General features: G+C 51.8%; 9 protein-coding genes. 5 read left to right on the forward strand and 4 right to left on the reverse strand.

What is annotated here, in order from left to right; all coding sequences use genetic code 11:
• Positions 1–2: 2 nt before the first annotated feature.
• Together RIC19_RS18255 and RIC19_RS18260 are read right to left on the reverse strand one after the other, a co-directional pair.
• Positions 3–779 (reverse strand): outer membrane lipoprotein-sorting protein, encoded by a 777-nt coding sequence (locus RIC19_RS18255; protein ID WP_350179791.1) that lies wholly within the window; start codon positions 777–779, stop codon positions 3–5.
• Between the two features lie 22 nt (positions 780–801).
• Positions 802–3,084 (reverse strand): efflux RND transporter permease subunit, encoded by a 2,283-nt coding sequence (locus RIC19_RS18260; protein WP_350179792.1) that lies wholly within the window; start codon positions 3,082–3,084, stop codon positions 802–804.
• A 183-nt stretch (positions 3,085–3,267) separates the two neighbouring features.
• Between RIC19_RS18260 and RIC19_RS18265 the strand changes: the two genes are divergently transcribed.
• The 4 genes from RIC19_RS18265 to RIC19_RS18280 all read left to right on the forward strand — a co-directional run bounded on the left by RIC19_RS18265 (position 3,268) and on the right by RIC19_RS18280 (position 8,842).
• Complete coding sequence (locus RIC19_RS18265; protein WP_350179793.1) at positions 3,268–5,157, forward strand: sensor histidine kinase; 1,890 nt, start codon at positions 3,268–3,270, stop codon at positions 5,155–5,157.
• A 101-nt stretch (positions 5,158–5,258) separates the two neighbouring features.
• On the forward strand, positions 5,259–5,732 hold the full coding sequence (locus RIC19_RS18270) for a hypothetical protein (protein WP_350179794.1): 474 nt from the start codon (positions 5,259–5,261) through the stop codon (positions 5,730–5,732).
• Entirely contained in the window at positions 5,732–8,416 is a 2,685-nt protein-coding gene (locus tag RIC19_RS18275) for a hypothetical protein (RefSeq protein WP_350179795.1), read from the forward strand. Before RIC19_RS18270 ends, RIC19_RS18275 begins: the two co-directional genes overlap by 1 nt.
• Positions 8,417–8,455: 39 nt before the next feature.
• On the forward strand, positions 8,456–8,842 hold the full coding sequence (locus RIC19_RS18280; protein WP_350179796.1) for a Dabb family protein: 387 nt from the start codon (positions 8,456–8,458) through the stop codon (positions 8,840–8,842).
• Here RIC19_RS18280 and RIC19_RS18285 read toward each other — a convergent pair whose 3' ends face one another.
• On the reverse strand, positions 8,843–9,724 hold the full coding sequence (locus RIC19_RS18285; RefSeq protein WP_350179797.1) for a winged helix-turn-helix domain-containing protein: 882 nt from the start codon (positions 9,722–9,724) through the stop codon (positions 8,843–8,845).
• A gap of 123 nt (positions 9,725–9,847) precedes the next feature.
• On the opposite strand from RIC19_RS18285, the gene RIC19_RS18290 reads away from it, so the two are divergent.
• Entirely contained in the window at positions 9,848–10,990 is a 1,143-nt protein-coding gene (locus RIC19_RS18290) for a ligand-binding sensor domain-containing protein (RefSeq protein WP_350179798.1), read from the forward strand.
• Between the two features lie 59 nt (positions 10,991–11,049).
• Here the strand turns inward: RIC19_RS18290 and RIC19_RS18295 are convergent, their stop codons facing one another.
• Entirely contained in the window at positions 11,050–11,745 is a 696-nt protein-coding gene (locus RIC19_RS18295) for a hypothetical protein (RefSeq protein ID WP_350179799.1), read from the reverse strand.
• Between the last annotated feature and the right edge of the window lie 196 nt (positions 11,746–11,941).

Below are 11,941 nucleotides of genomic sequence, written 5' to 3' on the forward strand. Positions count from 1 at the left end.
GCTTAACGGGTTTCCATCCAGGTGGTAGAAAAAATCGCAGCCTCGACGCCTTCGTTGATCGCAAAATCTTTGTATTGCACAACAGTGGTGTTGCCGGTTTGTACATTCTCCATTTTGATCTGATGTGCCCGGTAGTGCCCGCCCGAACCAATGGGGCGGATATCTGTAGCCTGATAGGTTTTGAGCAGTTTGCCCTTGTGATCGTAAAACAAGGTTTTGGCCATTAGGTGTGTGGCTTTGTCAATCCAGAGATGGCGCTTGCCGTATTGTGTGCGCACACCCTGACGGGGCAGGGCTTCAAGCTTGTAGGCGGGCCTGCCGTTGACGGCTTCCTCAACCATAAGGGTATACTTATAGTCATCGATGGGTTCGGAAAGGTACCCGGAGAGGTCCTCGTAGGTGATCTCTGTGCCCATAAAGCGATCTGACTTTTTGCTGGGCGAAATGCGCTTACTCATGCGCAGGGCGGGGAGGTAGAGCCATTGCTCGTCGTCTTTTTGTTCATGCTGCAAGGTGAGCGTAGACGTGCCGGCGACATCCTGCGGGCTGATAAATTCCAGCAGTAGATTGTAGGTGTATTCGCCTTCGTCGGTACGCAGGATATGCTGCCGTAGGGTACGGGTCTGTTTTCTGCCGGACTTGCTGATGTTGGTGTAGGTCAGTTGCCCGGTCAGGTCCTGAACAGCGGTGGCTTGACGGTGCTTTTCCATAGTAGAGGTGCCGTCGGTGACGGCGGGTGCCGTGAGTACGGCCCAAAGCAAAGTGAATGCAATAATCATAGTATTGATTTTTTTGGGATGATTAATTAGGGGTCAGTATAGCTTCGGCTGCCGTCCGTTGCCGGGCCGGCTGCCGCAGCATGACCGGGTATAATACCAAGGTGTTGATGAAAATGAGCAGCATGGACAGTGCCAGCAGCCACCCGAAGTGTTGTACTGGCAAGAAGCCAGAGAAAGACAGCACGCTAAACCCGGCAATATTGGAGGCGGCATCGTAAGCGATAGCCTGCCCGGTATGAAGGCTGTTGTGGGTGATGGCTTCAGTTGCTCCCATTTCTTCCCGGTCGCGGAAGTAGCCCACAAGGTAGTGAACGGCAAAATCCACGCCTACACCCACAATCATGGCGGTGAGCAGGGCGGTGCTGATGCCCAACCGTATGCCGATCATGCCCATCAACCCAAAGACCATCAGGAGTGAGACCGTGATTGGCAGCAAGGCCATCAGGCTCTTGGGCAGCGAGCGGAAGATGATCAGGCAGCTGAGGAAGACGATCAGCAGGGCCAGGATAATATTCTGCACTTTGCCTTCCACAATATAGGTGCCAAGGGCAATGCGGTGCATGACGTCTCCGCCAAAGGTCAGTGAAGTGTTCCCTTCCGGAAAAAAGCGGGCAGCATCTGCCTGTATGTTTTCATAGAGCGCCTGATGCACTTCGGGGTCTGAGGATTTCAGAAAGACCTGAACCCGGGCTTGGTTATCGTCCTCAGAGCGCAGTGCAAAGACCTCGCCTGGGGTGGCTGACATCTCGTGCAGCATCAGGTACTGTGCAATCTCAGCACTGCCCGGCAAAGCATCGGTTCCGTCATTAAGGTTGGCGCTGAGGTGCTGCACCACATCCCGGTAAGAATAGGTGTGCCCGACTTCTTGATAGCTCAGCAGGTAGTCTTGGAAATCATTCAGGCTACGGAAAAAACGCTCATCCTTAATACCTCCGTATGCTGCAGCATCCACTACGATGTCCATATTGCGCACGCCACTAAGGCGGTCGTTAAAAGTCTCTGCTGCTACACGCCCTGGGTGCGATTTTGGGAAAAACTTCAGGTAGTCATCCCCAATCTTGACCTGCCCGATAAAGAATACGGCGGTGGCAATCAACAGCAGATAAGCACCGATGATCGCCCGTCGGTGATTTTGTGCCATTTGCGTAAGCGCATAGAGGAACCTCTGCAGCGCGGCCGACTGATAGGCTTTGCGGGCGGGAGGCTTGAGCAGGGCGCAGACCGCGGGTAGAAAGGTCAGGCAGATGAAGGTGGCAAGCAGGAAGCCCACCGCGCCGATGATACCAAATTCCCGCAGCGAAGTGATTTTGAAAATCAAAAGGCTCGCGGAGCCCAGAGCCGAAGTCAGCCCGGTGATGAGAATGGGCAAGCCGATTTTTTGTAAAGTAGCCTCTGCCAGTGCTGTCCCGCTCCCGTGCTGATCTGCCAGCCGGTAGTAGGCATTCATAAAGTGAATGGCGTAGGATGAAGCCACTGCTACCATAATAACTGGTAATGCATTGGAAACTACGGTGACGGGCAGCCCGGCGTAGCCCATGAAGCCCATGGTCCAGATGATGCTCATGATAACCATCCCCACGGGCAGCAGCACCCCCGCCAGCCGACGGAAGGAAATGTAAAACCCGATGAAGATCAGGACAATGGCAATTGGGATGAAGCGCCGGGAATCGCCGCTGATACCGCGTTGCACATCCTCCACGAGTACCGGCGCTCCGGTAATATGGATACGTTCCGGGTCCGCATAGTGATTGGCGAGCTTTGAAACGGCATCGTAAACGACCCCTCCGTCAAAACCGTCTTCAAGGGCAGCTGCAATAACCGTGAGGGATTCATCTGCGCTGACCAGCCGGTCAAGTACCATGCCATTGCCGGCAACATCAGACCGAAGCTGCTGCCAGGCTGCTTCATCAGCAGGCAGCGTGTCCAGGAAGCCACCGGTCTCCAGGCCCCAGGGGCGCTGACTAACGTTGGCGAGGGTAGACAGACTGACGATCTCGTCGGGCATAACGTAGGGTACCTCTGAAAGGGCATTGGAAAGGTCGATAACCTTTTGCGCGGCTTCCGGGCTGTAGATGGATGCTGCCTCAAGCCCGATCAGCACAACGCTGCGTTCGCCAAAAACTTCTTTGGCGGCTTCAATGCCCTGATTGATGGGGTCATCGGTGGGAAGCTCGCCGTCGAAGCTGTTGCGGGTTTCCAATCGGCTCAGCCCCCCGGCCATTAGCAGGGTAATGGCGAAAAGCGCCAGTAAAGTCGTCTTTGGACGAATGTAACTCAATCGCAGGAGTGGTTGAAATATATGCATGGTTTTGGGTGTAAAAGGTTTGGTATCAGAATACGTCTGCAAGCTACAGGGATATGCCCGGCGGGAAGCTACCCGTTCGGATAGTTTTTGGGGTAGGGCGTGCAAGCTGAGAAGATTATACCTTATCTTCATGGGGCGATTTTTGATTTCCAAACACCTTTTTAACCTGGAAACCGACCTCCGATGAAAAAACAATTCCTTCTGATGCTTTGCCTCGCTGTTGTGGCTGTTCTGCATGGCCAGAAAAGCGAAGTGCAGCTTACCATTGACTCCTTATTAAACGAAGCCTGGGCACAGGCCCGGTCTCAGCCCGGAGAGAGCCTGCGCATCCTTGGGGATATCGAAAGTTTTTACGCGGCCGATAGCAGCCGTTATAAGGAGGATGTGGTTTGGTACTATTATGGTATCTTCTACAAAAATTTGAGCCGGTTTGAGGAGAGCGAGACTTATTTCAACCGGTATGAGGTGCTGCATGAGGAGGCCGGCCACCCCAAACGAGTTGCCGCGGTCAACATGGCTAAGGCCAATTTGTATTCTGATATGGGGGATTTTGCCCGCAGTATGGAGGCCGTCATAGATGCCTACCGCGCTTACGAGTCTGTAGAGGATACCGCTGGCATGCTGGTTACCAGCAATAAGCTGGGCGCTCTGTACACTGAAGCCGACAGGATGGAGGACGCCATTATCAAGTTAAGGGAAACCTTGGAGCTCGCCCGGTTTTCCGGCAATCAGGTGCAGGAGCAAATCGCTTATACCAATCTGGGAGTCGCTTATGAGAACAAGGGGGATTTTACAGGAGCCTATACGCACTACGAACGGGCCTACCAAATCGGCGAGGCCAAAGAGGGCGACTACGACAAAGTCCTCAACCGCTATAATATGGCGCATATTCTTACCCAAATGGGCAAGTGGGAAGCGGCGGCGCCCTACGCCGAAGCCTGCGCCCGGCTCGCTGATTCTATCAAGGTGCCCGACCTGAGTGCCGCGAGCCGCCGGTTGCTGGCCGACTTCCTGATTGAAGAGGGGCAATACGAACGCAGCATCCGCATGTTGCTGCCACAGATAGATACCAACTATTCAATGGGGCTGAAAGACCGGGCTGAAGCCTACGAACTGCTGGTCAAAGCCTATCGGCAGACCGGAGACTACCGCCGTGGCTTCGAAGCACTGGAGCAATACAAAACCCTAAGCGACAGCATTACGGGCATAGAGCGGCTCAACCGCATTAATGAATTGTCTGCGCAGTACGAAACCGAGAAAAAACAGCAGCAAATTGCTATGCTTGACCTGGAGAACCAAACTGCCAGAGCCGTGATCAGTCAAAAAAACCGGACGATCACCATTGGGATTGTCGGCTTAGTGCTTATCACCGGGCTGAGTATTTTCCTCTACGGGCTTTACCGTAAATACCGTCGTCAACAGGAGCAGCTCTCGGTTGCACTGGAAGAAAAAGAGTACCTCATCAAGGAGATCCACCACCGGGTAAAGAACAACTTACAGATTATCTCCAGCCTGCTGCAACTCCAGGCTCGCTATATTGACGAGCCTATCGCGCTGGAAGCCCTGAACGATGGGGAAAACCGGGTGCGCTCTATGTCTATCATCCACCACCACCTCTACACGGGCGAGCACCTCAGCCAGGTCAATCTGCCGGAGTATGTTGCCAATCTCTGCAGCAACCTGGAGGCTTCCTACCGGCCCGGCGACAAGACCATTGTACTGCACCGGGAAGTGCCCAACCTACTGCTTGATGTCTCTGTGATGATTCCCCTCGGCCTGATTCTCAATGAGCTGCTGACCAACGCTTACAAGTATGCCTTTGCCGAAGTGGAATCAGGAAATATTTGGGTACGCATTGCCGAAGCAGAGGGGCAACTGTTGGTCGTGGTCCGGGATGACGGCGTTGGGATGGAGCCTGATGCCGTACATAAAGGGTTTGGCTCCCGCCTCATACAAGCTTTTTTGCGAAAGTTGGAAGCGACGCTGGAAATGGGCCAACCTGCTCAGGGTACGGAGATCTGCATCCGCATACCGGACTACATCAGGAACAGTGCGCTTCGGCAGGTGGGGTAGTTGGGGCGAACGACAGCAAGCTTGCATTGCAGGAGCTGACTTTCTGGTAGCGTAAAGCGTTTACATTTGCCGGGCCAGATCAAAAACACTATTTTGCTACAATGAAGCAACAGCAGTCCATGTTAGCCGAAACGCGCCGTTTAGCGATAGCCGGCGATTTAGCCGCAGCGTACACGGCACTGGACAAGACGGCTGTCCCAGCCCATTTGCGGGCACACCGGGACACCCTTGCCCACAACTTTTTTGTCAACGAACGGTCCTGGAAAGCTGGCGCCCTTGCCGCCGAGGATTATGAAGTACAGCGTGCCCGGTCGGCAAATGCGCTCTTTGATTTGATCAATCAGCTGGAAGAGACGCCTATCAACAGGCGCAAGCCGGAGTGGTATATTTGGGGTGCATTAGGGTTGTTGATGCTGCTGCTCGCCGTCTGGTTTTTCTCCCAAAAGCCGGACCAAAGCTCCGGAGAACCTAACATCAATGCCACGACTCATGGGAACCAAAGCCCGGTCGTCATCGGCGACAGCGCCACCCTGAATTATCAAAACACCACTGCAAAAGATACTCTAAGCGAATAATGATGAAAGCATCCTTCCTGACCGGGGTTGCGCTCAGCCTGGCTACCCTCCTGATTGGACAAGAGGGGACAACTACCTACGGAGCGCAAAGCCCTATCATTGTAGCTACTAAAAGTGCACTCAATTACCACAATGAGGTGTCGGTTGATGCCCCCATCCCTGAAGACCTCGTCCCCTTGCTAGCTGGTCTGCTGATTACCAATAAGGTAGACCACAAGAAGAGCGATGAAGCAATCGCCGCCTGGATTACCAGGTACAACCAACTCAATGAAGCCATCTCGCAGGTCAGCGATGAAGTCAGGGCACAACGCGCGCGCAGGGCGCTTGAGCAAGGTGACTTTTTGAAGGTGGAATCCCTGCTGAGCATCTTTCCGGACAACCCTGAAGTCCGTTCGTTTTTTCCTAACGCTTTTGGCAGTGCTGTCAGTACGCAAGGCAATCAAAGCCCGGTAGTCTATGCAGAAGTCGCGGAGATTACCTACGTTATGAGAAAGGTTATCCATTACCATCTTCCCGAGCAGCTTTCGGTGGAACTGCTGCGGGAGCTGCAGTTCACAAGATCTGCAAACCAGGAGCTAGAGGGATTGGTCAAAGTGCGGGATGAGACCATCGCCAAGTGGGTGCAAAAATACCGGGAGGTGGAGGTTTTGCTGAAAAACAGCCCTGATTCGGTAACCCTCAAAGCCCAGGAGTACTTTTCTCTGGGGCAATTGGATAGCAGCCTTATGGTATTAAAGGTACTGGATGGCACCAAAGTGCAAGTGGCTAAGGGCTGTTATTTGCAGGCAAAGATCATGATGTTGCGTTTTAGTCATGCCCGGTTTGACGCCCTGACTGCGGAAATTGGAAAATTGCTGCGGCAATCGGTCACTTTGCACGAGGAGGTCAACGTCATGCTCAGTTATGGTATTTTTCTCGCAGAAAGTGCCAATGACTTTTACAATGCTAACCTCATTTTAACCCGGGCTAAAAAGATCACGCAGGACACCCTTTTGTTGTTGCAAATTGAGAGTGAACTTGGCTTTGTACAAGGGGCATTGCAAAATACCGGAGCGATGGAAGCGCATGCCCTGGAAACGCTTCGGCTTTGTGATGCCTATGCTGATCCCACCGATACCTTGCTTTTAGGCGTCAAAAACCAAGCCTATGGCTTTCTGGCCAATGTCTACTTCCAAAGAGGAGTCAATAGTCAGAATAACTCCCGGGATTCCGCAGGCATTAAAGCGGCTCAGGAGAAAATACAATTAGCCATACACTACGATTCTTTATGTTTAGCCATTCAGGATACGCTGAACCTCCGGTTGAAAACACCTTCGTCCTGGCGCTTGCCCAATCGGTTTATTGTACTTTCCAATCTGGCTTCCCGTATTCCTTTGGTCAAGAGCTTCACTGAAGCGGAGGACACCTATAAAAAGGTACTGGAGTTTATGAGTGAGGAATACAAAGAAAACCCGCTTGCGCTGTCCTGGCACTATGCACAGACCTTGCTGAAGTATGGAGGGTTTCTCTTTACAGCCGGTTATCCTGACCGTGCGGTACAGGCGTATCAGGAGGCAGAAAAATTGACAGTTTACTTCCAGCCAGACCAGAATATTTCCTCTTATAATGGTTTGCGGATGGTCTACTCCCATTTGGTGGGGACTTTGATGTTTACCCTGCAGCCCGATCAAGTGCTCACCGAAACCAATCGACTTATTTTGCGCCTTGATGCGTACATTGAAAATGGCATCGACTACGGGAGCAACCTAAAGGCTGAATTACAACAGTTTGCTGCCTATTCGGCCTTCAGGGCTGGCGAATACCAAAGAGGAATAGCGTATACGCAGGGCGCGTTGGTGCTGTGGGAAGAACAGCCCGCACCGAGTGCTCAGTATGTACAGGGGTATGTCTCAAATCTCACGCTGCTAGCCTGGTTTGGGGTGATGAATGCCGTCGGATTAGAGGATTATAATACCGCCAATTGGATTTTAGATAAAGCCAGTGCTTTGATGGAGCGTGCTAATGGGGTCCACCTTCAAACCCAATCGCAGGTCAAAGGTAGTCAGTGCTCTCTGGACCTTTTTAGGGTCAGCGTTGCCCTGAGAAAAGAGGATTGGTTTGAAGCCGCGGGTTTGCTGGATGAAGCATCTACTGAAATCGAAGCGCTCTTTTCCCAAGACCCTTTAAGCTTTCAATCATTGGGCTATCGGATGATGATGGCCCGAGCGGAGCTGTTTGCCGAAATAGGGGACAAGGAAGGTGCGATGGATTTGTTGATCCAGGCCAACCGGAATTATTACACACAGGCACCGGCGGCTTACCGGTCCGCAAATGTTAATTATTACATTCAGGCGCTGAGCAAGCTGTTGTCACTGGGGGAGGGGAGCAAGAAGGCCCGCGAGGACTGGGCGGCTGAACTTTCTAACGTACTGAACGAGCTGCGCAACCCCGCTTTAGATATCCAGGCTTATAACCAGTATGGCAGCATAGTGGTGGATATGAACCGCCTCCATCAATGTGAAAGTATTTTCGGTTTAGTAGAGTACTACCAATCGCTCCCCAGAAAGAAACGTCCGGCTAAAGAAGGAATTTGCGCTGCCCTCAGGGAACTAAAGCGCTTACTCCCTCCTGCCTATCAGGACTTCCGGTCCAAAAAGATTAGCGTCCAATTGCCGGAGCTGATGGATTCTTGTGGTTGCGATTAGCAGGATATTTTATATTTTTTATATCAAATCAAAACAACCATGAAAAAACCATATCTCGTCAGCTTAGGGTTGATTGTATTGCTGTGCTCTTGTGGAACCCTACGCAAGCCCACGCCTGTCCGTGGCGATTTCGCCCACATCGTCCTTTTCTGGATGGAAGGGCAGAGTGAGGCGGCCAAAGCCACCTTCCGCAAGGATATGGAGGACTTTATCAAATCTTCTGCTTACGCTCAAAGCATTCATATCGGAACTCCCGCCGGCACAGACCGGGCAGTGGTGGACAATTCCTATGACTTTTGCCTGATTGTTACTTTCGCTTCTAAGGCGGAGCATGACCGATACCAAAAGGAACAGGTGCACCTCGACTTTATTGAAAAGACGAAGGGGTTGTGGAGCAAGCTGCAGATTTATGATTCGGTCAGGTAGCTACTGCGAGACAAGCACTAATTTATACCCCACGCCCCGGACATTGGCAATCTTTACATCAGGGTCGCCTTCCAGCTTCTTGCGCAGGCGGGAGACAAATACATCAAGGGTACGGCCCACATAGCTGTCCTCGTTGCCCCAGATGGTTCTGAGGAGGGTATCGCGTTCCAGCGTTTCATTGGCATGGTCATGGAGCAGCGCGAGCAGTTCGGCTTCCTTGGCGGTGAGTGAGGTGACCTGCCCGTCTATAGAGAGTTTCATTGCTGTTGGGGAAAAGCGGAAACTGCCGAGCGTACGGTGATCTGCTGTCCCAAGAGGCGCTTTTGGTCGCCTTTTGCTTAAGTAGAAAACGGTACCAGCCAATAGAAAGAAGATAAAGGCCAGGGCAGCATATTTATAATAGTTGGCGAGCGGCGCAGAACCACCTGTAGCCACCTCCATTCTGTCTTCCGGAAAGGTGAAGACCAAATTGTAGCAATCCTTGGGCAACGCCCGCCCCTGACAGGGGATGAGGTTGCTGTTCGCCTCGTCCCTGATCTCGTAGGCGTAAACAATTTCCAGAGCATTGCAGGCTTCCACTTCTACAATATAGTCGCTGGGGAAAGCCCGGCCGGCAGTGACCTTTTCTACCAAAGTAGTGAGATGAGTAGGTTCAAGCGGAAATGCCGTTTCAAAAGGTACTTTATACCGGTTGCCTACCTGCTGTACGGGCAATACTCGTGAGGTGCTATCTCCAACGCTAAGCAGCAGCTCATGCCCAATGGCCCGCAGCGTGACAGCGATATGGCTGTCTTCCTGCAGGAAGGCTGCGTCCGTTCCGCTGGCCCGGCAAAAAAGAGCAGGAGCCAGCCCTAAAATTAAAATCCAGTACTTCGCGCTCATCGTTCAAAGCTATTGGTAAATCCCCACATTCGCACTGTTTTACAAGGGGTTTTACACTAATTTACAATTGAAACTGGCAACCAAGCCCCCTTTCCCGGTAGCTTTATGAAAAATAATCGACCAATGATGAAGCAACTGAAAATTGATTTCCCAGCCTTGATTTTGACGGGGCTGTTATTCCTTGGCGCGGCTTGCAGCCCGTCTTCAACCCCTGCTGAAACCGAAATGGGCAAAGCAGTATTCACCAGTGTAGGCCAGAGTGCTGTAACGAGTGGTAAAGGCTGTTCGGCCAACTATGGGCTGGACAATGCCTATTATGCAGCTCTCGGACAACAGAAACCCGAAGAACTGCAAATCGCAGAGTACGTACGCCGCATCTTTCAGGATAAAGAAGGGCACCTTTGGTTTGGCACCAACCAATTCGGGGTATGCCGGTTTGATGGCAAAAACCTAAAGTACTTTTCTACAGCGGAGGGCCTTGGCGGGCCACAGGTGACTGGTATAATTGAGGATCAAAAAGGGCACCTTTGGTTCACTACGAACGGCGGTGTATCGGTTTATGATGGTGAAGCCTTCACCACTTACACCACAGCTGATGGGCTGCCCAGCAACTGGGCCTGGAGTATCCTGGAGGACCGCAACGGACAGATATGGGTCGGCACTTTGGAAGGGCTCTGCCGGTACGAAGCGGGGCGGTTTGTACCCGTTGCGCTGCCACCTTCTGATGCACCCGCGCCACCGGAAACACTGGATACCGATCGGGTGATGTGTATTGTGGAGGATGCTGCCGGTCATCTTTGGATAGGTACGGATGGCAGTGGGCTGTACCGGTACGATGGCTCGGTTTTCACCAATTACACGACGGCTACTGGCTTGGCAGGTAACACCATTTCGAGCATTGTCTCCGATGAGGAAGGTGGGCTTTGGCTGGGTACGATGTTCAATGGCGTAAGCTACTACTCGGAAGGGGAGACGCAACTGCATTTCGAAGCCAGTGACGCCATTGGAGATAATGAAGCCTGGAAAGTCTACAGAGACCATCAGGGCGAAATCTGGTTCAGCTCTGAGGGCTATGGACTGTACCGGTACGATGGCATCCGGCTTCGGAACTACAGCGAGCTGGACGGGCTTGGCGTACCAGCCGTTCAGGAGGTATTTGAAGACCGGATGGGCCGGGTATGGGTCGGTGGCGGCGGTGGTTTGTACCGGCTCGACGGGCAACGGTTTACCAATGTGAAAAAAGGTGGGCCCTGGGATAATTGTTAGGCCGCAATTTATGCACGAACAGGCTCCCTCCGAAAGGAAGGAGCCTGTTCAGTCTTACTTTACTGAAAGGCCTCAAACCGCCACTGCTTTCCATTGTAGTCAGTAAAGGAAATGATGCCATATTCAAAATTAAAGTAGACCTGAGATATGGTATTGGCGTAATCATTCCAAATCACATCAGTGAAAGTCCGGTTGAGCAGTTCTATTTCCGGAATAGGTTCGTTATTGAAGGATTCGGGATAAGACCGGGTGTTCACCTCATGCCGAAAGATCTGTTGGCTGGAGAAGTTGGGTGAATTAAGGAATGGCAGAGAAATGTCCAGGATATCTGCGACCGCCTCGCTTTCCGGGTCTGCATAATAAGGCATCGCCCTTAGCCTGAGCCTGAACTGCATGCCGAGTGCAGTGGATTCCAGGTTGAAGGTCTTTATCTGTGTATTGAACTCATAAACCACCGTATCTCCTTCTTCAAAGACATCGTAGCGGTAGTAGTTCGAACCATTGGACTCGAAAATGTCTTCTTCTTCAATACTAAAAAAGACTTCCGTTCCGAATGTATCCACAAAAATCATCCCAGATTGATTCACATAGGGGATTTGAGCAATGCTCTCCGGCAACAAACTGTAGGAACCGATATCGATGGTAGGAAGGCCGTCTTTCAGGGTGACGCCAGTACCATCGTCCAGATTGCAGCTGCTCATAAAAGGTAGGGTAAACAGGGCTAACAGTAAAGTGATGGATATTGGAAATTTCATGTGGGTTAGATTTTTTACAAAGTGAAGCGGTTTTGAAGGCCTTGATTAATCAAGAACTAAGAGCGTGTTGGGACTTTAGTAATCGGCCTGCAAACTACACTTTTTTGCTTATACTTCGTCCCGAAAATCCTCATTTAGCTAAGGCTAAACTCCGGTTTTCGTGCCTCGTCTAACCAAAAAATTGTTAGTTTTCGAC

Source organism: Phaeodactylibacter sp. (assembly GCF_040219495.1).
Classification (GTDB): Bacteria; Bacteroidota; Bacteroidia; order Chitinophagales; family Saprospiraceae; genus Phaeodactylibacter.